The sequence below is a fragment of the Ensifer adhaerens genome, from assembly GCF_013283195.1.
In the GTDB taxonomy this organism is placed as follows: Bacteria; Pseudomonadota; Alphaproteobacteria; order Rhizobiales; family Rhizobiaceae; genus Ensifer; species Ensifer adhaerens_G.
Genome location: NZ_JABEKT010000001.1, coordinates 1,879,616 through 1,901,031, shown reverse-complemented (window position 1 = coordinate 1,901,031; position 21,416 = coordinate 1,879,616). Strand labels below are relative to the sequence as shown.

Here is a 21,416-nt window from a genome sequence, read left to right as displayed (position 1 = left end):
TGTAACACCATGAATATACTGCATAATTTATCCTTTGATCGGAATCGATCTAAAGGGGTGTGCAAGAGAATTCGCCGGCAGGGACTTGCCTTGCCGGCGACGATTGTCCAACGTCTCGCCATACACGGGAGACGGGATATGGCGAACAGGACGATCGATCACGCGCTGACGGCGCGCTCACTGACTTCGGCGGCATCGGACCCGACGCATGCCGGCATTCTCTCCTTCATGCGAAGAAAATACTCAAAGCAGCTGAAAGACGTCGATGCCGTCGTCTGGGGTATCCCCTTTGACGCCGCCACCTCAAACCGTCCCGGTGCCCGCTTCGGGCCGCAGGCGATCCGCCGCGCATCGGCGATCTTCGACAACGATCCGCAGTACCCGTTCGAGCGCGATCTCTTCGCCGAGATGGCGACCATCGACTACGGCGACTGCCTGCTCGATTACGGCAACCACTCGAAAACACCGGCAACGATCGAGCGTGAAACGGCAAAGATCCTGAAGAGCGGCGCCTATCTCCAGACACTGGGCGGCGACCATTTCGTCACCTATCCGATCCTCAAGGCGCACGCTGCGATCCACGGCCCCCTCGCCCTCGTCCAGTTCGACGCGCATCAGGACACCTGGCCGGACGAACGCGGCCGCATCGATCATGGCTCCTTTGTCGGCCGTGCAGCGCGCGCTGGCCTCATCGACACCGACGCGTCGATCCAGATCGGTATTCGCACCCATGCGCCGGAGGATTGCGGTATCCGCATTCTCTATGGCTACGACATCGAGGAAATGAGGGTCGCAGACATTGCAGACGCCATCATCCAGCAGGTCGGGGAACGCAAGGCCTATCTGACGTTTGACATCGATTGCCTCGACCCGGCCTATGCGCCCGGCACCGGCACGCCCGTTGCCGGCGGACCGTCCAGCTCAAAGATGCTTTCGGTTCTGCGCAAGCTGGGTGCACTGACGGTCGTCGGCAGCGATGTGGTCGAAGTCGCACCCGCCTATGACCACGCCGATATCACCGCCATCGCCGGTGCCACCGTCGCCATGTACATGCTTGGCCTGCATGCCGAAAAGCTGGCGGAGCGCTCGACGCTGCGCTGATCGCACGGCCATCAATCGAGATTGAGCAGTCCCGCATTCTGGCGTTGGCGAAGATGCTGGTCGACGAGCGAGCGGTCCGGGCAGGTGTGGTAGTATCCGCCGCAGGCATCACGCAGGCGCGCCAGCGCCTTAAATGTCGGCGATGTCGGCAGGCCGGCGGCCTCGATCAGGCTTGCCGAGAGGAAGCCGACATCCAGCGGCTTGGCAAAAGGCCGCATATCGATCTCGCGCCCGTAGGCGTAAACCGAATAGTAGGTCTTGTAGGCGAGCGATCTGAGGTCGGCAAAGACATTGCCTGCGGGCGCATCAGCCAGCAGATAGTCCTTGGTGGCAACTGCTTGGTGATCGCCGAAATCGAGAACGACAGTGCCATTGGGGCCAGGCGCCTGCTGGCGCTTGCTGCGAAAATCCTGAAGATCTTGCTTTGCGAGCGCCACACGGCGCAGGTACTCGTTGGGTTCGGCGTCAGGGGCGAGAGCCGTGCCCGGTAACGCGTCCGCCGGCACAAGGCTCATATCATAGGGCCCGTGCGGAAAAAGCGTCTGCATGGCAATGAACAACGGACGCCGATCCTTCTCGCGATGCTCTCGAACGATCCGTTCGACAGCATCGAAATAGAAGCTGTCGCGCACGAAATGCGATTTCGGCTTCATCGCGTCGAAGTCGACGATCTCCTGAAAACCGATCGACGTCAGGAATGGCCCCTCGTTGACGAAACTCGCCTGCATCGGCATCACCGCGACGGTGCGATAACCGCATCGCGCCAACAGACTTGGCAGGCTCGTCTTCACCCTGCCCTCGAGGATTTGCGTGACATAGGGGCTTTGCCAACCAAAGTCCGCACCGGATAATCCTGTCATGACGGAAAAGTTCGTGACCCATGTGCCGCCGCCGAACGTCTCGACCTGCAGGGGATGCACCTGGCCGTCCTGCGACTGGAACGACGCGCTCATCCACTCCGGAACGTTCACCTGCGGGAAGTAGCTGGGGCTCGTCTGGCTCTCGCTGAGCACGACGAAAAGGTCGGGTTTGCTCGCGGCCACGTCGCAGCTGATGTCGTCGCGAAGGCTGCCCTTCGCCTCGACATTCTCCAGCCGATCGGCAAGTACGATACGCCCGAGCGGAAATTCGAGATCGCCGATCGAGACGAAAAAGGACGAGGCGTCGTAGCCGGAGATGTAATGGACGTAGTCCGGCTCGTCCTTCTTGTCGGGATAGAGAACGAAGACGCCGGCGGCCATGGCGAAAAGCAGGCCGGCGCGAACGCCAAAAGAGCGTCCCGACGGACGATCGCTGCGAAATGCCATGATCAGGAACACGAGCGCTGCGATCAGCGCCGCGATGCCAGCGATCAGAAGATGGAAATAGGAACCGACGAGAAAGGAGAGCGCGGATCGATCGAGGCCGGTGAAGGCGAAATCGAAGACGTGAAGGGAAAAGCCCTTGAGGCGGAACTTGACCTCCGACATCGCCGCAATCAGCAAGACCGTCAGGCCCGCAGCCCAAAGCGAAAAAGCCGGCCGACGCGACAACAGGAACAGCAATGCGGCGATCGCCAGCGTCACCGTGACGAGGAAGGGCACGAACCGCCACCGCGTATCGAAGTAGTGCAAGGCTTGCAGCAGCGCGAGAAACGCCAGCGCGATAGGCAGCGGGTGCCTGAGCACGCGCCCAGCCTTCTCCATAACGCTCTTCACCCGCCGCTTCCCCATGACAGTTTTATGACAATTCTTCAGATGCGGAATTTCCGGGCAGAAGGCAACCTTTAGGTTGCAAATCGCAAGTCATGGTTAAGGGCGCAACGTGCGCCGCCGCGCCACCAATCCGCCGCGAGCACCGGCTGCACGGTTGCGGGCTCCGGCCGCTGCTTATATATGAACACGACCGCGCCACCGGGCGGGCGCTCGACGCTCGAACGGTGCGTTGAGAAACTGAATCAAATCTGTGTCAGATTGATTCCGCAATGACTCGTAACCTTCTGGAAGAACGGGAAAATCATGAAACCGAAGATCTTCATCGATGGCGAACACGGCACCACCGGGTTGCAGATCCGCACCCGCATGGCCGGCCGCAGCGATCTCGAACTCCTGTCGATACCGGAAGCCGAGCGACGCAACGCCGCGATGCGTGAAGATCTTCTGAACAATGCCGACATCGCCATCCTCTGCCTGCCGGACGACGCCTCACGCGAGGCCGTTTCCATGGTCTCCGGCAACAACCGGGTGCGCATCATCGATACCTCGACCGCACACCGGATCGCACCGGACTGGGCCTATGGCTTTGCGGAGATGGACAGTGCGCAGCCGGCCAAGATCCGCGACGCCCGCCATGTTGCCAATCCCGGCTGCTACCCGACAGGCGCCATCGGCGTCATCCGGCCGCTGCGCCAGGCCGGCATTCTGCCCGATGGCTACCCGGTGACGGTCAACGCCGTTTCCGGCTATACGGGTGGTGGCAAGCAGATGATCGCGCAGATGGAAGACGAGGCGAACTCGGACCACATCAGCGCGCCGCATTTCCTCTACGGCCTGACGCTCAAACACAAGCACGTGCCCGAAATGAAGATGCACGGGCTGCTCGACCGCGCTCCGGTCTTTGCGCCTTCAGTCGGCAAATTCCCGCAGGGCATGATCGTGCAAGTCCCGCTCTATCTCGACGATCTCGCCTCCGGCGCGACGATCGAGAGCATTCATTCCGCATTAGTCGAGCATTATGTCGGGCAGTCGATCGTCGAGGTCGTCCCGCTTGCCGCCAGCGAGAAGCTCGGGCGTATCGATGCGACGGAGCTCGCCGGCGCAGACACGATGAAGCTCTTCGTGTTCGGCACGCCGGGCGGAACCCACGTGAACCTGGTCGCCCTGCTCGACAACCTCGGCAAGGGCGCCTCAGGTGCGGCCGTCCAGAACATGGATTTGATGCTGTCGGCCTGATCGGCGGCAGCGTCACAAACAAGAAGCCCGGCGAGACGTTTGCCGGGCTTTTTTTATTGATGTGGCAGGCTTTAGCTGCGCAGCTCGATGGCCGTCGGCTTCGGATATTCGCCGATGAAACCGCGCCAATGGGCAATGGCGAAGCCGAGCACCACCAGCGCGCCGCCCTGATGCAGGACGCCCCAGCCGACCGGCACCTGTAGCAACAACGTGGTGATGCCGATCACCGCCTGAATGCCAATGAGCACGAACAGCAACACCGACCGGCGCGCGTGGGTGGACTGAGGGGCGGCCTTCACCGAGGCGATCACGTGCATCAGCGCCAGTGCGAAGAGCACGTAAGCGCCGATCCGGTGGATGAACTGCACGGTCTTCGGGTTCTCGAAGACGTTGATCCACCAGGGATGCTGCAGGAACAGATCGGACGGGATCAGCGCGCCATCCATCAGCGGCCAGGTGTTGTAGCTGAAACCCGCATCAAGGCCGGCCACCAGCGCGCCGAGATAAATCTGGAACAGGCTCATGATGGCGATGATCGCTGCCATCTTACGCGAGCGATCTGTCGGCGCGGCGTCGCCTGAATGCGGACAAAGCCCGCGCTGAATCCACATGCAGGCGGCAAAGATCAGGCAGGCGATGACGAGGTGGGTTGCGAGGCGATACTGGCTGACTTCGGTTCGCTCCACTAGGCCAGAGGATACCATCCACCAGCCGATGAACCCCTGGAAGCCGCCAAGCGCCAGAATCCCGAGCAGCGGCCACCGCAGGCGGCGTTCGACCCGACCGGTGAACCAGAAGAAGGCGAGCGGAACAGCAAAAATCACGCCGATCGTGCGGGCCAGCAGCCGATGCGCCCATTCCCACCAGAAAATCGTCTTGAACTCGCCGACGGTCATGCCCTTGTTGACCTGCTGATATTGCGGAATGCGCTGGTAGAGCTGAAACTCTTCTTCCCACTCCTCAGCCGTCAGCGGTGGGATGACGCCGTGGATCGGCTTCCATTCGGTGATCGACAGGCCGGATTCCGTCAGACGGGTTGCGCCACCGACAAGCACGAGCGCAAACAGCGTGAAGAGAACGACGACCAGCCAGCCGCGGATCTGCCGGCGGTTGCGATCGGCCCTGCCGATCTCGCTTCGGAGCATCTGTTCTGTCGCCAATTCGACGCCTGCCATGGTTTTCCCTCTGGTATCGCGGGGTTGGCGGCAGGGGATCGGGCGGTTCATCGCCGCGCCTGCCGGAAAGCCGTTGATTTGCACCAGAGCGGCATGCAAAACAAGGCCGAACCCTTTGCGGCATGCCGTCGCGGCCGGATATCGCACCCTTTGAAAGAAATGAAATGCCCGTACGTCTCAGAAAGCTGATCGGCACGATCCTGATCATCATCCTCGTCATCGTCTATGCGCTCGCCGCGGTGACTTTCGCTTCGTTGCTGCTCGGTGCCGCCCCGTGGTGGGTGCATCTGATGTACTTCTTCTTTACCGGCCTGCTTTGGGTGCTGCCGGCCATGCTGATCATCAAGTGGATGGAAAAGCCGGCGAAGGACCGCTGAGCCTTAAGGGAACGCCGATGAAGGTTGCGATCATTTCCGATATCCATGGCAACGACCTCGCGCTTGAGGCGGTGCTTGCGGATATTGACGCGTTGGGCATCACCGACATCGTCAATCTCGGCGATCACGTCAGCGGGCCGCTCAACGCCGCCCGCACTGCCGATATCCTGATGGCGCGCGACATCCCGTCGATATCCGGAAATCATGACCGATACCTTCTGACGCTCGACCCCGCCGACATGGGGCTGTCCGACCGCGCCGCCCACGCGGAATTGCAGCCTCGGCATATCGAATGGCTGGCGACATTGCCGGCCACCCGCATCTATCGCGATGCGCTCTTTCTTTGCCATGGCACGCCAGGGAGCGACGAAACCTACTGGCTCGAAGCATTGACGGCGGAGGGCGTCGTCCATCAGGCGGCACGCAGCGCCATCGAAGCCTTCGCGACAGGCATCACGCAGCCCGTCATTCTCTGCGGCCACACGCACATTCCCCGGGCGATCCGCCTTGCGGACGGACGGCTCGTGGTCAACCCCGGCAGTGTCGGCTGCCCAGGCTACACTGACGATCACCCGGTCGCCCACAAGGTCGAGGTTGGCTCACCGGATGCGCGCTACGCCATCATCGAGCGTTCCGGCGACAATTGGAGCACGACGTTCCGCACGGTCCCTTATGACCACCAGGCGATGTCGAGGCTGGCGGCGCAGCGAGACCGTCCGGAATGGGCAGAGGCCCTTGCATCGGGTTTTCTCGGCGCTTAGCCGCACTGACTTCATGCTTTGCTAACTGCATTCTCCGGTTGTTGCCCGTGGGAACCGGCGATATTTGAGGTATTAAGCGGATCGTAGCGGAGTGTCAGTTCAATGGCAGCAGAAACCCGCATCCGGACGGCTTTGCCGATGTTGAACACTGAACTCACCATAGGCCGATCGGGCCAGCGAGGCGCAAAAGCTGCGTCAAGGTCCGACGCCGCCGTGAGCCGGTTCGAGATTTCCGTCCACGATACGGTTGCATCTCTGGAGCAGGAATGGCGCTCACTCGATGCCCATGCACTCAATTCTCTACATCAGAGTTACGACTGGTGCGTCGCCTGGGCGCAAGTCCATGACAGTGAACTGCTGATCATTCGCGGCACCTTCGATGGCGAATTGCTCTTCATCCTGCCGCTGGAGATCGTGTCTGGTCGCCTGTTCAACACGGCTCGGCTGATCGGTGCACTGCACAGCAATCTCAACACCGGGCTTTTTGCAACGGACGCACTGCCCATTTCCTCGGCCGAGTTTGCCGATCTGTTGACGCGTGCACTCCATCACCACCTGCGCCACAAGGTCGACCTCGTGACGCTCGAAAAGACACCGCACGACTGGCGCGGAACCGCAAGCCCGCTGGCACGCCTGCCCGGCGTCAAGCACCAGAACGCCTCGTTTCAATTGCCGCTGCTTTCGAGTTTTGAAAAAACGCTCGCCCAGGTGAATGCAAAGCGCCGGCGCAAGAAAATGCGGATTTCAGAGCGGCGGCTGGACGCGCTCGGGGGCTATGACTACGTGATTGCCGAGAGCCCGCAACACGCAGAGGAGTTGCTCGACGTCTTCTTCCGTCAAAAGGCGGTCCGGTTTGCAGCCCTCGGTCTTCCCGACGTTTTCCATGATCATCGGACACGCGCATTCTTTCATGCGATCGCCGGCCGCCGTAGCGTCGCCGACGACGAGTTGCTCGAACTCAATGCCATCCGCCTGAGGGGTGAACATGGGGGGCGTATCGTCGCTGTCGCCGGTCTTTCGCGAAAGGCCGACCATGTCATATGCCAATTCGGCTCGATCGACGAGGAACTGGCGGGCGATGCCAGTCCTGGTGAGCTTCTGTTCTATAGAATGATCGAGAGGCTCTGCGGAAAGGATGTGACACTCTTCGACTTCGGGGTCGGCGACCAGCCCTATAAGCGCTCGTGGTGCACCATTGAAACGCCGCTCAGGGATATCGTCTTGCCGCTGACGCTGCGCGGTCGCCTGGCTGCCTGTTATCACCGGGCCGTGGTGCGGGCAAAGGCGACGATCAAGGCGAACAAGGCCGTCTATGCCTTCCTCCAGCGCGCGCGCAGCCGCAAAACACACACCGACCGACGGACTACCGACGCCGATAGCGCTTAGGCGGCACCGACCGCGCGACGCTCAATTCTCAATTTGAAGACGGCGCCGTGCCTGCTCATGCCGCATCGCGATCGGTATAGTCCGGGCCCGTTTCACCGCGCCCGGTCATCAGCACGATGTCGCGATAGCCTGCCTCGCCGAAACCGGTCAGGACTTCGACGATCCGTTCATCGCTGACCGACGGTGCCGACAGGATGATCTCAGCATCGCCACGACGGGCAATCTTGTCGACGGCTCCCTCGTCGGCCGGTCCGCACTCGACCAAAACCAGATCATAGGCATTGGTCAACGCATCGATGATCATCTGCAGCCGCTCGATGCCGCGCATCGCCGTTCGCGGATCGGCATCCCCTTGCGGAATGATATGCGCATCGGAGAATCGGTCGGCATGGATGGTTTCGGTGAATGGAACCTCGCCCGCGAGCAGATTGGTGATACCGGGGAGTTGCGCCGAGCGTGCCATCAGGCGGGTCGGGCAGGCGGAACCCGTCAGGTCGATCAGCACGACCTTTCGTTCTTCTTCGGCGATCAGGCGCGCCAGCATGACCGTCGCCGTCGATCCTTCGTCGCCGCCCGGTGAAACCGAGATTGCGATCCGAACTTCGTTTTCCCGCAGGTGATCGGCAACCGCTTCGATCGAGAAGTCCGGTTCGGCCGTCTCGCCGTCTGGCGCCTTCACGACATCCTCCGCTTCGGCTGCAACAAGGGGCACAAGAGGCGGCAGATCGATGGCATCGTTCAACTCAGACGATATTACCGGCTTGTCGTCGCCGGCATCCGCGGCAGCGACAGCGGCGATTGCCGGTCTCGAGGGGGCTGGCCGCCGCTCGGTGCCGGCCGACACCGGCCGCAACGCGCGGCCGCTGAAAAGCTCCCCAAGCATGATGATGATGCAGCTCAAAAGAAAGGTCGCAAGGGCCGCGACGATGGTGATGGGCATCACTTTGGGGAAGCTGGCGCCCGTGGGAACCACCGCACTCGAAATGACGCGAGCATCGGCGGGCGTTGCATTCTCGACCGTGCGCGATGTCGCTTCGCGGTAACGTGCCAGATAAGTCTCAAGCAGCTGCCGCTGGGCAGTTGCTTCGCGCTCAAGCGCGCGCAGGCCCACCTCTTCCTCGCCGGCCTGAGCCGATTTTGCCTTGAGCGCGTTCAACTGCTGGGTCAATTGCTGCTCGCGCAACGCGCCGACCTGCGCTTCATTTTCAAGGCTGCTGAGGATTTTACGCGTTTCCGAGCGGATTTGCGCCCTGATGCCCTCGACCTGCGATTTCAGTGCCTTCAGTCGTGGATGGCCGTCCAGCAGCGTCGTCGAAAGGTCGGCCACCTGCCCCTGCAGGTTCGCCTCAGTCTCCTTGAGGCGCTGGATCATCGGTGAACTGACGACGTCTGCAATGGTGTCCGCGTCGCGGCCACTCGCCAGTGCCGCCCGCACGCCCTCGGCGCGCGCCTCGGCATTGGCCCGCTCGCCGCGCACACGGGTCAGCTCGGTCGATATGTCGGTGAGTTGCCGGGTGGCAAAATTCGTGGTCTCGCCGGTCGGCAGCAGATCGGAAGACGAACGATAGGCCGCGACCTTAGCTTCGGCCTCCCTCACCTTCTCGCGCAGATTGGCGATTTCCGGCTCCAGCCAGCGGCTTGCCTCGGAATTGGTGTCAAGCTTTGCACCACTTTGCACCGACAGGAAGACCTTGGCCATCTCGTTCGGGATCGCGGCCGCCAGCTGTCGATCCTTCGACGTAAAGGCGATCGCGATCACACGCGATTTCTCCACCTGATAGACCTGCAGCTTCGACGTGAACTCTTTCAGCACCCGCTCTTCCGGCGGCATTTCCAACGGGTTCTTCCTCAAGCCAAGCATGACCATCAGATCGGAAACCGCCGAAGGATCGGCCGAAGGATCAAACTCCTTCAGCTCGTACAGCTTCATGTTTCGCGCAACCTGCTTGATCAGGTCGGCCGAGCGCAGCACCTGAACCTGGCTCAAGATGCCGGATTCGTCGAAGACGCGGTCTGACCCGGTCTGCGCATTCTGGTTCGAGCCGCTGAATTCCGGTTCCCGTGATTCGATGAGGACGCGTGTCTCGCTTTGAAAGTCCGGCGCAATCATCTTTGCGGCGCCGAAAGCGAGGGCTGCAACACACGCCGTGGCGAGCAATACCTTGACGCGTCGATCCCACACGGCGCGGAACAGCCCGCCGAGATCGATATCCACATCCTGTTGTCCGCTGCCGTTTCCCGACATGCTTATGGCTCCGAACCTTATAATTTCGCTGGAGGGTAAATGAACATGGTAACGCAAGGGTTAATAGTCGCTCAACCTTTGGGCGATTGCCCCCTCCTTCGAGCGGGCCAGTCCCGCTGAAAATTCTACCGCGAGTTTACCAGCTATTAACCCTAACAGATCGATAACGACGAAAGAGGTGGTCGTTTCCGGAGCCCAAGAGCAGCATGTCAACCGCAGGTATGAAGACGGGTCTCGCTATTGCGGTGGCAGCACTGTCGATGTTGCTCGGCGGCTGCACAAGCTACCAGCCGGCACCCAAGGCGTTCAGCGAGGCAACGATCCAGCCCTACCGGCTGGACAGCGGCGACCGGCTACGCATCAACGTCTTTGAGCAGGCGGGCCTCAGCGGTACCTATACGGTCGATCAGGCGGGCTACGTTGCCTTCCCGCTGATCGGCACAGTCGCCTCCCGTGGCCACACACTGCCCGAACTCGAAGGCATGATCGCAGCGAAGTTGAAGCAAGGCTATCTGCGCGACCCCGATGTCACCATCGAGGTCGATCGCTATCGTTCGGTCTTTATCATGGGCGAAGTCGGCCAGGCTGGGCAGTATGCCTATGTGCCGGGAATGACGGTGCAGAACGCGATCGCGGTTGCCGGCGGCTTCTCCCCGCGCGCCAACCAGGCGAGCGCCGACGTCACGCGCAAGATCAACGGCCGCATCATCACCGGCCGCGTGCCCATCACCGATGCCGTGCTGGCCGGCGATACGATTTACATTCGCGAACGGCTGTTCTGATCTCGATGCAGCCGCAGCACCCCTTGCGCATCATTCACTGCTTCAGATCGCCTGTTGGCGGAATATTCCGACATGTGCGTGATCTGGCAGAGGCGCATGCGGCAGCCGGGCACCAGGTCGGCATCCTCTGCGACAGCACGACCGGTGGAGCCTACGAGGATTCACTTTTCGACGAAATCCGGCCCTATCTGGCATTGGGTCTCGTGCGCATGCCGATCCATCGTTCGATTGGCCCAATGGACTTTGCCGCGCTCTGGCGCTGCTACAAGGAAATCAGAAGTTTGCAACCGGATGTGCTGCATGGGCACGGCGCCAAGGGTGGCGCCATCGCCCGCCTCATCGGTTCAGCCTTGCGGGTGAACAGGTATCGCGTAGCCCGCCTCTATTCGCCTCACGGCGGCAGTCTCCACTACAACCCTAAATCATTCGCCGGGAGAATGGTCTTCCCGCTGGAACGCCTTCAGGAACGCCTCACCGACGCCCTGGTCTTCGTCTGCGATTTCGAACGCCAGACCTATCTTACCAAGGTCGGAAAGCCACGCGCGCGCTACGAACTGATCTACAATGGCATCGACGATCGCGAATTCGAGGCCATAGAGGCGTGCCCGGACGCGGTCGATTTCCTCTATATCGGCATGATGCGGGACCTCAAGGGTCCCGATCTGTTTGTGGACGCCTTCGCCCGCACCGAACGGATCGTCGGCCGCCCGCTTTCGGCCCTGATGGTCGGCGATGGCCCACAGCAGCAGAAGTATCGCGACTTGACGCTTGAGCAGGGACTGGGGAGGCGGATCGCCATGCGCCCTGCCATGAACGCCCGCGAAGCCTTTGCGCTGGCGCGGAACATCGTCATTCCGTCCCGGGCGGAATCGATGCCCTACATTGTCCTCGAAGCATTGGCGGCGCAAAAGCCGGTGATCGCCAGTCGGGTCGGCGGCATACCGGAAATCCTCGGCGAACGCAGCGCCGCCCTGGCGAACCCGGCAGATGCGCAGTCACTTGCCACGATCATGGCTTCGGCAGTCGTCGAGAAGGACTGGTCAGCCCGCGTCATGCCTGCTCCAAAGACATTCAAGTCCCGGTTCGCCGCCTCGGTCATGACGGCCGAGGCGCTGCGGCTCTATGGGGATTTGTGCCGAAACCAATCGGCCCAGGCCCCTCCGAAGGCTGCAACGTAAGCGTTTCTTAGTGGCTTTCTGCTATCCCGGCTGAGGACTTCAGTGCCGGAAGGAAGCCATGAACGAGTTTAAGCGGTCGGAAGCCTTCGACCCGGAAGCGCTTCGCAAGAAGATATCGGAAATCCGCACCCGTGCGCCGGACGAAATGGCCGGCGGCGAGACGTCTACGGAGCTCAACCCCCTGGCCCGGCAGATTGCCGAACAGTTCAGCGCCGATACCTATTCGCCGGCGATGATCATGGGGCTGATGCGGCTGTTCGAGTTCTGTGCGCTTTTCGCCATCGGTTACGCCATCAATGCGCTTTATGTGCAGCCGGGCTTCGATCAGTTGCCCCTGTATCTTGCGATCCTCGTTGGCGGTTCCGCGCTCGCCGTTGCCGCCATGCAGCTCGCCGACACCTACCAGGTCCCCGCCCTTCGCGCCTGGCTGCGGTTCACGCCACGCATCCTCGCGTCCTGGGCAATCGCGTTTGGCGGCATTGCCGTCGCCCTCTTCTTCCTCAAGTCCGGTCACCAGTATTCGCGTGTGTGGTTTGGCGGCTGGTTCGTCGCCGGTGCGGTCTTCCTCGTCGCGGAACGGGCCTTCATCGCCTATTCCATCCGACACTGGGCCCGCAACGGCACGATGGAGCGTCGTGCCGTCGTCGTCGGTGGCGGCCAGCCGGCCAAGGACCTGATCCGCACGCTCGAACACCAGACCGACAACGACATCAGGATCTGCGGCATCTTCGACGACCGCGACGAACGCCGGTCTCCGAATGTCATCGCCGGCTATCCAAAGCTTGGAACCGTCGACGAACTGGTCGAGTTCGCGCGCCTGGCGCGCATCGACATGTTGATCATCTCGCTGCCGCTGACCGCTGAAAAACGCATCCTGCAGCTGTTGAAAAAGCTCTGGATCCTGCCGGTCGATATCCGCCTGGCAGCGCATGCCAACAACCTTCGCTTCCGCCCGCGCAGCTATTCCCATGTCGGCGAAGTGCCGATGCTCGATATCTTCGACAAACCGATCGCCGATTGGGATTCCGTTGCCAAACGTGGCTTCGACATCTTCTTCAGCGTCGTCGCCCTGGTATTGTTGTGGCCGGTCATGCTGGGCGCTGCGATTGCGGTCAAAACCACCTCGCCCGGCCCCATCATCTTCAAGCAGAAGCGCCACGGCTTCAACAACGAGACCATCGAGGTTTACAAGTTCCGCTCGATGTACACGCATTTGAGCGATCCGACCGCCCGCAACGCCGTGACGAAAGGCGACCCCCGTGTCACCGCAGTCGGGCGCTTCATCCGCAAGTCGTCGATCGACGAACTGCCGCAGATCTTCAACGTGCTCAAGGGCGAGCTTTCGCTCGTCGGCCCGCGTCCGCACGCCGTGCTGGCACAGACGCAGAACCGTACCTATTCCGATGTCGTCGAAGGCTATTTTGCTCGCCACCGCGTCAAGCCCGGGGTTACCGGCTGGGCACAGATCAACGGCTGGCGCGGCGAGATCGACAACGACGACAAGATCCGCCTGCGCACCGCCTTCGATCTTCACTACATCGAGAACTGGTCGCTGCTCTTCGACCTGAGGATCCTGTTCCTGACACCGTTCCGGCTACTCAACACGGAAAATGCCTATTGAGCACCGTCGACACATCACAGCCGGTCGTCTTCCGTCCGCAACTCGCAGCACTTTCCCTGTTCGGTTCGTGGCTGGTTGCGCTTGCTGTGTTCCTGTCGGGTTTCGTAATCGCCGAACCGGCGCCCTACGAGCTGTTCCTTGTGGTACTCATCGGCCTTTGGGCGCTCTTCGGCCTGAAGATCTCGCGTTTTGTGGCACCATTGCTGACACTGCTCACCCTGTTCATGATCGGCGGAATCCTGTCGCTAATGACGATGGTCGACCTGACCAAGGGGCCGATGTACATGGCGGTCTCCGGCTTTCTGGCGCTGTCGTCCGTCTTCTTCGCAGCGATCATCGAGGAACGTCATCAACGCCTCCCGCTCATTTTCAACGCCTGGGTCGCCGCCGCCGTCCTGACTGCCCTGCTCGGCATCTTCGGGTATTTCGGCGCAATTCCCGGGGCGGAGAATTTCACGCTCTATGATCGTGCGAAAGGCGCATTTCAGGATCCGAACGTCTTCGGTCCGTTTCTGGCTGTCCCGTCGCTTTACCTGATCCACGGATTGTTGACCCAGCCCGTGCACAGGGCACCGCCGAAGATCGCAGCCCTGCTTATCCTGGCGCTGGGCGTGTTCCTGTCGTTCTCGCGCGCCGCCTGGGCGCTGAACCTGTTCTGCGTCGTCGCATTCATTTTCGTGATGTTGCTGAAGGAGCGCAACGGTCTATTTCGCCTGCGCATCCTGGTCATTGCGCTGGTGGGCGGACTGTTCGTCGTGGGCGCATTGCTGGCGGCCCTGCAATCGGAGCAGGTTGCCACGCTCTTTTCCAGCCGCTCGCAGCTCGTACAGGACTATGACGGCGGCCATCTCGGCCGCTTCGACCGTCACCGAATCGGTTTCCTGATGTCGATGGAGAAGCCGTTCGGCATCGGCCCGATGGTCTTCAGCACGATCTTCCCCGAGGACGAACACAATGTCTGGCTGAAGTCGTTGACGTCCTATGGCTGGCTCGGATTCGTCAGCTATGTGGCGCTGATCATCTGGACGCTGTCGCTCGGCTTTCGCTTCCTGTTGCTCGACCGGCCCTGGCAAACCTACCTCATGATCGCCTGGGTGGTGCTGATCGGCCATGTCGGCGTCGGCAACGTCATCGACACCGACCACTGGCGCCACTTCTACATGCTTGTCGGCATCGTCTGGGGCTGTGCCGCGCTCGAATATCGACACCGCCTGAAGGCGCGCACCGGATGGCAGCCATGAACATGGAATATCCCTTGTCAAATCGCCCCTCTCCCGCGCCCTTGCGCGTGCTCGAAGTGCTCGAGCCAAGCGGTGGCGGTTCCGGCCGGCATTTCATCGATCTTTGTCGCGGCATGCATCTGCGCGGCCATCATGTCGAGGCGGTCTATTCACCGGTGCGGGCCGAGGAAAGTTTCGTCCGCGAGCTCAAGGCCGTCGGCCTGCCCGCGGTCCACGCCGTCGAGATGAAACGTGCCCCGGGCCCCTCAGACGTCCCAGCCTTTCTGGCGCTGCGCCGGATCATGCGCCATCATGGTCCGTTCGACATCGTTCACGGCCACAGCTCCAAGGCCGGGGCGCTGACGCGCCTGCGCTTGCCCGGTCGCCACGTCCCGCGCATCTACACGCCGCATGCCTTCCGCACGCTGGACCCGACGCTTGGGCGCGGCGGCAGGCTGATCTACGGTGCGATCGAATGGGGTCTCGCCTGGTTCTATACCGATCACCTCATCTGCGTTTCAGACGACGAGCTTTGCCACGCCCAGTCGCTGCATATGCCGGATGAGCGGATGTCGGTGATCGTCAACGGCGTCGCTCCGCCCTCACCCGATATGGCAGCGACCATCCGTGCAAGCTTCGGCATTGCGCCGGATGCATTTGTCTACGGGTTCATCGGTCGCCTGACCGCACAAAAAGCACCTGAGCGGCTCCTTGCCGCCTTCCGGCACATCGCCGGATCGGTGAAGAACAGCCACCTCGTCATGGTCGGCGCCGGCGAGATGGAGGGCACTCTGCGTCAGGCCATTTCCGAAAGCGGCCTTCAGAACCGGTTGCACCTGACATCCGTGTTCACCGGGCCGCAAGCGGCGCCTGCATTTGATGTGCTGGTCATGCCAAGCCGCTACGAGGCGATGTCCTATGTCATGCTGGAGGGGGCGGCCGCCGGGAAACCGATTATCGCCACCGATATTGGCGGCGCCCGAACCGTGATCGAGAACGGCCGCAACGGCTTCATCGTGCAGAACACCGACGATGTCTCGGAGCTTGCAAAAACGATGGTGGCTGCGGCTGAACCGGAAACCTTCGGAAAACTAACCGCCACCGCCCGCATGCTCAAGGACCGCTTCACGCTCGATGTAATGCTGGACAGCACCGAGATGCTCTACTGGAAGCTGGCGGAACGGCGGCGCGTGCGGGCGACCGTTTGAGCATCCATACACAAATGAATCATTATTGTGATGGCTGATGCGGGCGCCGGATGACGTGGGGCGCCCCCCGGCGTCGACATCGTCGATGACGACGCTGCGAATGCAATCGAGCGGCATTTACACCGAAACGATACGGAAAAAGTCAGGGTAAGTGCGAGACTATTTCGGGATTGGTCGCCGCAATCTTTGCGCTTGGAGCATTACATGCTCCCAAAATGAAAGAAGGCCCCAGAGGGGCCTATCTCGCAAACCTGTCGTTACCGGCAGATTAATGGTCGGAGCGGCGGGATTCGAACCCACGACCCCTTGACCCCCAGTCAAGTGCGCTACCGGGCTGCGCTACGCTCCGAACCGAGGAAATCCCTATATTCACAATGCTTAGAGCGCAAGCAGGAATCTTGAGGTCGGCGCGAAAAAGGAACGAACGACGTGGATAAGCCACGACCAGAACGTTCAACCCCGTGCAAGCCCCACAAAACCTGCCAGACCGGCGAGTAAACGGAAGACGACCATCGTCAACGACGCGGCGGCCCTTCTTGCCATATTCGCCGCATACCGAGAGATGCAGAAAATTTCTTCCTTATCGGCATAGCAGGCGCCTAACGGTTGCAAGACTGGCCGCATTCACTCTGTACGGCACAACCACCTCGCCTGGTCCTACAGTTAGCCATTGACTTCTCACGCCAACAAGAACATTTGTAGAACAAATTGGAGTCAACGTCATGTCTGAGAAATTCATCGTCATGCCCTTCAAGCGCGTTCGCGGCGGGTTGGCGCCCGGCGAGATGCGCGCGGCCACGACTGCAGCCGGGGCTGAGAAGGTTGCGGCTGCCATGGCGCCAAGGCACATCGGCGTTGCCGCTTATGCGGTGCAGGTGGATGAGGAAAGCGGCGACATGAGCAGCCCTCGCCTCCTGGTTCAATTCGGCGAGATAGCTGATTTGAACGCTGCCTGAATTGCTGAAAGACGTCTGGCGGCCATCGATGTTCTTGGTCGCTGCGAACTGACGCAAAAACATGTCGATGTAATCCCAGCATCCCCGACACTGGACACGCCAACGCGCTATCGTCCGTCGATGGCTGAGGCGTGGGCTCGACCGAATCGGCTGTGCAGCGACAAAGATCGCTCCGGGCGACCCGCGGTCTGACTTGGCCGGAGGCCGCTCGCGGCAAAAACCTAGAGCGTTTCCGATTTAAACGGAAACACAGAAACGCTCTATGTCTCTGTTTTTACGCATTTCCTGACGGAAAACCGCTCCGCACTTTTCCCGGAAATGCTTTAGCCGCCACGCAGCTCACGTCGCGGTCTGCGGCTCTCGTCGGCAGACGCCGAAGCTTTGCAGCTAAATCGCGTCGCGATCTTTCAGATAGCCTTGCTCGTTTTTAAACTATTGTTCTTGCGCATGCCGACAGCGCAGAACCGCTGAACACTTTTGCGCAACACGCCTTGGTCCAGCAGACGCCCTTTACCGCGCCTGGTCAAGCAGTCGCTTGCATTCCAGGAGATCGTAGAGCGCCTCTTGAAGCAGCGCCCGGTCTTCCTTGCCGACGGAGGACGATTTGCCGAGAGATATTTCCGGGACGTCGTCATTGCCGCCGCCGAAGGAGAAAAAGCGGCGGCTCGCAGGCGCCTTGGCGCGGCCGACGATCTGATCCTCTTCGGACAGGCCGGCCTTCGGCGGTTGCGGTTCCTCATTGCTCGAGGCGGCCAGAGCCTCGACGGTCGCCAGATCGCCGCTGGCGATTGCCGCCACGAACTTGTTGCCGTTGGTTTTCAAGAGCTTCTGCACGCCCTTGATCGTGTAGCCGTGATCATAGAGCAGATGACGGATGCCCTTCAGCAGATCGACATCCTCGGGGCGATAGTAGCGCCGGCCGCCGCCACGCTTCATCGGCTTGATCTGCTGGAACCGCGTTTCCCAGAAACGCAGGACGTGCTGCGGCAGATCGAGATCGTCGGCGACCTCGCTGATGGTGCGAAAAGCGTCGGGGCTTTTTTCCATTTCGTTCCCATTCCATGCCATGCGACTCGGGGCAGGCCTGCGTCGCAATGAACCGATGCGTGCGATGATCGCACGAATCGGCTCCATTTCAACGGCTTATGGATGGGTTTTCAACCACATTGTGGTTGCCGTCCTCCGCTTACGATACGGGAGAGGCCGGCTTCTGCTTGGCCTTGCGGCTCAGATGCGATTTCAGCACGCGCTGCTTCAGGACATTGGACGCCTTGAAGGTCATGACCCGCCTCGGCGAAATCGGTACTTCCTCGCCAGTCTTCGGGTTGCGGCCGATGCGCTCGTTCTTGTCACGAACCTGAAACGTCGCGAAGGAGGACAGTTTCACGCTCTCGCCACGCACGATTGCGTTGCATATTTCGTCAATGACGGTTTCCACCAGCTCGGCAGACTCTGTGCGCGACAGACCCACCTTGCGAAAAACCGACTCAGCCAAGTCTGCTCGTGTTACTGTTTTTCCGCTCATCTTCCCCCACCGATGTCTGGCACGCCGATCAGCGAACGAAGACTATTGCCCTTGTCATTTCCGGTCAAGCGCCTGCGTTGCTTCAGCATTTTTTACCAGCGTATCAGAACGGAGCCCCATGTGAAGCCACCACCCATGGCTTCGAGCAGAACGAGATCCCCCTTCTTGATCCGGCCGTCAGCCGCCGCGGTGTTGAGAGCGAGCGGAATGGAGGCGGCAGAGGTGTTGCCATGGAGATCGACCGTCACCACAACCTTATCGAGAGGGATGCCAAGTTTCTTGGCAGAACCGTCGATGATGCGGCGATTGGCCTGGTGCGGCACGAGCCAATCGATATCCTCGGCTGTCGTTCCTGTTGCCTCGAAAGCGGCCTCGATCACATCGGTGATCATGCCGACAGCGTGCTTGAAGACCTCGCGGCCTTCCATCTTCAGGTGGCCGACCGTGCCTGTCGTCGACGGTCCGCCGTCGACATAGAGCTTTTCGCGATGCGCACCGTCGGAACGCAGCTTGGCAGTCAACACGCCGCGATCGGCAATCGTGCCCTCGCCTTCCTGGGCTTCCAGGATGATGGCGCCGGCGCCATCGCCGAAGAGCACGCAGGTCGTGCGGTCAGACCAGTCGAGAATGCGCGAGAATGTCTCGGCGCCGATAACCAGCACGCGCTTTGCCAACCCGCCGCGGATGTAGGCGTCCGCCGTGGTCACCGCATAGATGAAGCCGGAACAGACAGCCTGCACATCGAAGGCAGCGCCGTGGTGCATGCCGAGCCGGTTTTGAATGTTGACGGCGGTTGCAGGAAACGTGTTGTCCGGCGTCGAAGTCGCCAGGATGATAAGATCGAGATCAGCGGCGGTCAGGCCGGCATTGTCGAGCGCAGCGCGAGCTGCGGCTTCGCCCAACGATGCGGTGGTCTCGCCTTCACCGGCGATGTAGCGCTGGCGAATGCCGGTGCGCTGCACGATCCACTCGTCTGACGTATCGACCTTGGATTCCAATTCCTGATTGGTGACAACGCGCTTCGGCAACGCTGCGCCAAAGCCGCGAACGACGGAACGGATCATTTATTCAAACCTCATCATTCATGCCGGCGGGAAGTGCGCTCGGCGGCTCGGCGCCGTGGTACTTCGCCAGATCGATCTCGATCTTCGCTTTCAGGCCGTTTTTCACCATGTCGTAGCCGACATCGATTGCAGCGGCGAAGCCTTCGGCATCGGCCCCACCATGGCTCTTGATCACGACACCATTGAGGCCGAGAAAGACGCCGCCATTGACCTTGCGCGGATCCATTTTTTCCCGCAGCCGATCGAAGGCGCCCTTGGCCAGGATGTAGCCTAGCTTGGCCATCAGGGTACGCGACATGGCGGCACGCAGATATTCGCCGATCTGCCGCGCCGTTCCTTCGGCTGCCTTGAGCGCGATGTTGCCGGAAAAGCCTTCTGTGACGACCACGTCCACAGTGCCGCGTCCGATATCGTCGCCTTCGACGAAGCCGTAGTAGTCAAAGCCTTCGATATTGGCGTCACGGATGAGCCGTCCGGCTTCCTTGACTTCTTCCTGGCCCTTGATCTCCTCGACGCCGACATTGAGCAGGCCGATGGTCGGCCGTTCGATCTCGAAAAGCGCCCGCGCCATGGCGCCGCCCATCAACGCAAAGTCCATGAGTTGCTGCGCGTCGGCACCGATGGTCGCACCGACGTCGAGCACGATGCTCTCACCCTTCAGGGTCGGCCAGATCGCCGCGATTGCCGGCCGCTGGATGCCCTGCATCGTGCGCAGACAGAAGACCGACATGGCCATCAGCGCGCCCGTGTTGCCGGCCGACACGACGACGTCGGCCTCACCGGCATTGATCGCATCGATCGCCCGCCACATGCTCGACTTGCCGCGGCCGCGCCTGAGCGCCTGGCTCGGCTTCTCGTCCATGCCGACCGCGATCTCGCAGTCATGGAAGGTGCTGTTGGCCTTGAGCTTGGGATGTTTGGCCAAGATATCGGCGCACTGCGCTTCTATGCCGAACAGGACAAACCTTATGTCCGGATGACGTTCAAGCGCCCTTGCGGCGCCCGGGATGACGACTTCAGGACCATAGTCGCCGCCCATCACGTCAAGAGAAATTCTGACCACGCGTGTCTTATCCTTTTTTCCTGCCACACAACACGTGCTGCCGTGCGCACGCATTCGAACGCAACGACGTTACATATTGCTTCTGACGCTTGAGCCAGACACGCGGCGGAACGCTGCGGGGGCTCATTTGGCCGGAGTCGGGCCAAAATACTGCTTTTCGCCCGCGTGACAACCGAATTGTAGGGGCGGCTCTGGCAGCCTCAGTCCTTTTTCCAGTCCTTCAGCGCTGCAAACGGGTTCGGCTTCTCGTCGTCTGCTGCCGTACTTTCGATACGCGCGCCAAATGTGACACCCGGCTTACGGGGATAGGGCTCGATCGCGAGCGCCACGTGCTCGCTAACCACGACACCTGCATCAATCGTGTCGCCGCTAAAAGTGTCGGGGATATCGGGGCCATCGGGGCTGAGGATCATCTCCCCGCCGTCATTGCTGGCCTGGCGGGCAAGCCTCGATCCCTCCGGCACGAAGATGGCCTCGATCGGCTCTTGAATGTCGGCCTCGACGGGCTCGAGCGTCACGACGCAGGACTGCACGATCCGGGCGGTAACGTCACCCTTGATCTTGACACCGTCCCTCTTCCAGCGCGCGATCTGCAGATCGGCCGAAAGCGACAGGACTTCGCGCACGTCCCAAAGTTGGGCGAGCGCCTGCCGTTCGCTCTCGTTTGCCGAGAGGCGGGCAGTCACGGCATTGGCAGAGATATGTCCGACCTTCACCGGGTAGGAGAATGCCGGTCGGCTATCGTCTTTCATGATCAGGTCCTTCCTCGCGCGGGCGCCATGTCGGAAGCGCTCTTCTCGCGGATAGTGCCGCACACCGGTCAC

The 21,416-nt window shown here is 61.1% G+C and carries 19 protein-coding genes and 1 tRNA gene; 11 read left to right on the top strand and 9 right to left on the bottom strand.

Annotation, left to right across the window (positions count from 1 at the left end):
• Positions 1-138 precede the first annotated feature (138 nt).
• On the top strand, positions 139-1,101 hold the full coding sequence (speB, locus tag LPJGGPFB_RS08970; RefSeq protein ID WP_173419652.1) for an agmatinase: 963 nt from the start codon (positions 139-141) through the stop codon (positions 1,099-1,101).
• 11 nt (positions 1,102-1,112) lie between these two features.
• On the opposite strand, the gene LPJGGPFB_RS33580 is transcribed toward speB, so the two are convergent.
• The gene (locus LPJGGPFB_RS33580) at positions 1,113-2,798 is read right to left on the bottom strand and encodes a sulfatase-like hydrolase/transferase (protein WP_173419651.1); all 1,686 of its coding nucleotides are present in this window, start codon (positions 2,796-2,798) and stop codon (positions 1,113-1,115) included.
• 300 nt (positions 2,799-3,098) lie between these two features.
• On the opposite strand from LPJGGPFB_RS33580, the gene argC reads away from it, so the two are divergent.
• Positions 3,099-4,031, top strand: coding sequence for an N-acetyl-gamma-glutamyl-phosphate reductase (gene argC / locus LPJGGPFB_RS08960; RefSeq protein ID WP_173419650.1), 933 nt, complete (start codon positions 3,099-3,101; stop codon positions 4,029-4,031).
• Between the two features lie 71 nt (positions 4,032-4,102).
• Here the strand turns inward: argC and LPJGGPFB_RS08955 are convergent, their stop codons facing one another.
• A complete protein-coding gene (locus tag LPJGGPFB_RS08955; RefSeq protein WP_173419649.1) occupies positions 4,103-5,206 on the bottom strand; it encodes a COX15/CtaA family protein in 1,104 nt (367 codons plus the stop codon).
• Positions 5,207-5,370: 164 nt separating this feature from the next.
• On the opposite strand from LPJGGPFB_RS08955, the gene LPJGGPFB_RS08950 reads away from it, so the two are divergent.
• The 3 genes from LPJGGPFB_RS08950 to LPJGGPFB_RS08940 all read left to right on the top strand — a co-directional run bounded on the left by LPJGGPFB_RS08950 (position 5,371) and on the right by LPJGGPFB_RS08940 (position 7,730).
• Complete coding sequence (locus LPJGGPFB_RS08950) at positions 5,371-5,583, top strand: DUF2842 domain-containing protein (RefSeq protein ID WP_025426549.1); 213 nt, start codon at positions 5,371-5,373, stop codon at positions 5,581-5,583.
• Positions 5,584-5,600: 17 nt separating this feature from the next.
• Positions 5,601-6,344, top strand: coding sequence for a metallophosphoesterase family protein (locus tag LPJGGPFB_RS08945; RefSeq protein WP_173419648.1), 744 nt, complete (start codon positions 5,601-5,603; stop codon positions 6,342-6,344).
• A gap of 138 nt (positions 6,345-6,482) precedes the next feature.
• Positions 6,483-7,730, top strand: a complete 1,248-nt coding sequence (locus tag LPJGGPFB_RS08940) for a GNAT family N-acetyltransferase (protein ID WP_173421002.1) — start codon at positions 6,483-6,485, stop codon at positions 7,728-7,730.
• 55 nt (positions 7,731-7,785) lie between these two features.
• Here LPJGGPFB_RS08940 and LPJGGPFB_RS08935 read toward each other — a convergent pair whose 3' ends face one another.
• Positions 7,786-9,975 carry a GumC family protein gene (locus LPJGGPFB_RS08935; protein ID WP_173419647.1) on the bottom strand — a complete coding sequence of 730 codons (2,190 nt, stop codon included), beginning with the start codon at positions 9,973-9,975 and terminating at the stop codon, positions 7,786-7,788.
• Between the two features lie 206 nt (positions 9,976-10,181).
• Between LPJGGPFB_RS08935 and LPJGGPFB_RS08930 the strand changes: the two genes are divergently transcribed.
• The 5 genes from LPJGGPFB_RS08930 to LPJGGPFB_RS08910 are packed head-to-tail and all read left to right on the top strand — an operon-like array spanning position 10,182 to position 15,984.
• Positions 10,182-10,757, top strand: a complete 576-nt coding sequence (locus LPJGGPFB_RS08930) for a polysaccharide biosynthesis/export family protein (RefSeq protein ID WP_173419646.1) — start codon at positions 10,182-10,184, stop codon at positions 10,755-10,757.
• 5 nt (positions 10,758-10,762) lie between these two features.
• Complete coding sequence (locus tag LPJGGPFB_RS08925; protein ID WP_173419645.1) at positions 10,763-11,935, top strand: glycosyltransferase family 4 protein; 1,173 nt, start codon at positions 10,763-10,765, stop codon at positions 11,933-11,935.
• Positions 11,936-11,993: 58 nt separating this feature from the next.
• Positions 11,994-13,556, top strand: coding sequence for an undecaprenyl-phosphate glucose phosphotransferase (locus LPJGGPFB_RS08920; protein ID WP_173419644.1), 1,563 nt, complete (start codon positions 11,994-11,996; stop codon positions 13,554-13,556).
• On the top strand, positions 13,553-14,797 hold the full coding sequence (locus tag LPJGGPFB_RS08915; protein WP_173419643.1) for an O-antigen ligase family protein: 1,245 nt from the start codon (positions 13,553-13,555) through the stop codon (positions 14,795-14,797). The genes LPJGGPFB_RS08920 and LPJGGPFB_RS08915 overlap by 4 nt, the downstream gene beginning before the upstream one ends.
• A complete protein-coding gene (locus LPJGGPFB_RS08910) occupies positions 14,794-15,984 on the top strand; it encodes a glycosyltransferase family 4 protein (RefSeq protein WP_173419642.1) in 1,191 nt (396 codons plus the stop codon). Before LPJGGPFB_RS08915 ends, LPJGGPFB_RS08910 begins: the two co-directional genes overlap by 4 nt.
• Before the next feature lie 272 nt (positions 15,985-16,256).
• Here the strand turns inward: LPJGGPFB_RS08910 and LPJGGPFB_RS08905 are convergent.
• Positions 16,257-16,333: transfer RNA gene (locus LPJGGPFB_RS08905), tRNA-Pro, on the bottom strand.
• A 373-nt stretch (positions 16,334-16,706) separates the two neighbouring features.
• Here LPJGGPFB_RS08905 and LPJGGPFB_RS08900 point away from each other — a divergent pair.
• The gene (locus tag LPJGGPFB_RS08900) at positions 16,707-16,940 is read left to right on the top strand and encodes a hypothetical protein (protein WP_077498526.1); all 234 of its coding nucleotides are present in this window, start codon (positions 16,707-16,709) and stop codon (positions 16,938-16,940) included.
• Between the two features lie 510 nt (positions 16,941-17,450).
• Here LPJGGPFB_RS08900 and LPJGGPFB_RS08895 read toward each other — a convergent pair.
• From LPJGGPFB_RS08895 to LPJGGPFB_RS08875, 5 genes are all read right to left on the bottom strand, one after another.
• On the bottom strand, positions 17,451-17,987 hold the full coding sequence (locus tag LPJGGPFB_RS08895) for a MerR family transcriptional regulator (protein ID WP_173419641.1): 537 nt from the start codon (positions 17,985-17,987) through the stop codon (positions 17,451-17,453).
• A gap of 139 nt (positions 17,988-18,126) precedes the next feature.
• Positions 18,127-18,465 carry an integration host factor subunit alpha gene (locus tag LPJGGPFB_RS08890; protein WP_077498528.1) on the bottom strand — a complete coding sequence of 113 codons (339 nt, stop codon included), beginning with the start codon at positions 18,463-18,465 and terminating at the stop codon, positions 18,127-18,129.
• A 92-nt stretch (positions 18,466-18,557) separates the two neighbouring features.
• Positions 18,558-19,529 (bottom strand): beta-ketoacyl-ACP synthase III, encoded by a 972-nt coding sequence (locus LPJGGPFB_RS08885; RefSeq protein WP_173419640.1) that lies wholly within the window; start codon positions 19,527-19,529, stop codon positions 18,558-18,560.
• Positions 19,530-19,533: 4 nt separating this feature from the next.
• The gene (gene plsX, locus LPJGGPFB_RS08880; RefSeq protein ID WP_173419639.1) at positions 19,534-20,592 is read right to left on the bottom strand and encodes a phosphate acyltransferase PlsX; all 1,059 of its coding nucleotides are present in this window, start codon (positions 20,590-20,592) and stop codon (positions 19,534-19,536) included.
• A gap of 200 nt (positions 20,593-20,792) precedes the next feature.
• On the bottom strand, positions 20,793-21,344 hold the full coding sequence (locus tag LPJGGPFB_RS08875; protein ID WP_173419638.1) for a YceD family protein: 552 nt from the start codon (positions 21,342-21,344) through the stop codon (positions 20,793-20,795).
• Between the last annotated feature and the right edge of the window lie 72 nt (positions 21,345-21,416).

Bases quoted from the DNA above. Each gene is read 5' to 3' on its own strand.
- speB (WP_173419652.1), top strand. From the start codon at position 139: ATGGCGAACAGGACGATCGATCACGCGCTGACGGCGCGCTCACTGACT.
- argC (WP_173419650.1), top strand. From the start codon at position 3,099: ATGAAACCGAAGATCTTCATCGATGGCGAACACGGCACCACCGGGTTG.
- LPJGGPFB_RS08955 (WP_173419649.1), bottom strand. From the start codon at position 5,206: ATGGCAGGCGTCGAATTGGCGACAGAACAGATGCTCCGAAGCGAGATC.
- LPJGGPFB_RS08950 (WP_025426549.1), top strand. From the start codon at position 5,371: ATGCCCGTACGTCTCAGAAAGCTGATCGGCACGATCCTGATCATCATC.
- LPJGGPFB_RS08945 (WP_173419648.1), top strand. From the start codon at position 5,601: ATGAAGGTTGCGATCATTTCCGATATCCATGGCAACGACCTCGCGCTT.
- LPJGGPFB_RS08940 (WP_173421002.1), top strand. From the start codon at position 6,483: ATGTTGAACACTGAACTCACCATAGGCCGATCGGGCCAGCGAGGCGCA.
- LPJGGPFB_RS08935 (WP_173419647.1), bottom strand. From the start codon at position 9,975: ATGTCGGGAAACGGCAGCGGACAACAGGATGTGGATATCGATCTCGGC.
- LPJGGPFB_RS08930 (WP_173419646.1), top strand. From the start codon at position 10,182: ATGTCAACCGCAGGTATGAAGACGGGTCTCGCTATTGCGGTGGCAGCA.
- LPJGGPFB_RS08925 (WP_173419645.1), top strand. From the start codon at position 10,763: ATGCAGCCGCAGCACCCCTTGCGCATCATTCACTGCTTCAGATCGCCT.
- LPJGGPFB_RS08920 (WP_173419644.1), top strand. From the start codon at position 11,994: ATGAACGAGTTTAAGCGGTCGGAAGCCTTCGACCCGGAAGCGCTTCGC.
- LPJGGPFB_RS08910 (WP_173419642.1), top strand. From the start codon at position 14,794: ATGAACATGGAATATCCCTTGTCAAATCGCCCCTCTCCCGCGCCCTTG.
- LPJGGPFB_RS08900 (WP_077498526.1), top strand. From the start codon at position 16,707: ATGTCTGAGAAATTCATCGTCATGCCCTTCAAGCGCGTTCGCGGCGGG.
- LPJGGPFB_RS08895 (WP_173419641.1), bottom strand. From the start codon at position 17,987: ATGGAAAAAAGCCCCGACGCTTTTCGCACCATCAGCGAGGTCGCCGAC.
- LPJGGPFB_RS08890 (WP_077498528.1), bottom strand. From the start codon at position 18,465: ATGAGCGGAAAAACAGTAACACGAGCAGACTTGGCTGAGTCGGTTTTT.
- LPJGGPFB_RS08885 (WP_173419640.1), bottom strand. From the start codon at position 19,529: ATGATCCGTTCCGTCGTTCGCGGCTTTGGCGCAGCGTTGCCGAAGCGC.
- LPJGGPFB_RS08875 (WP_173419638.1), bottom strand. From the start codon at position 21,344: ATGAAAGACGATAGCCGACCGGCATTCTCCTACCCGGTGAAGGTCGGA.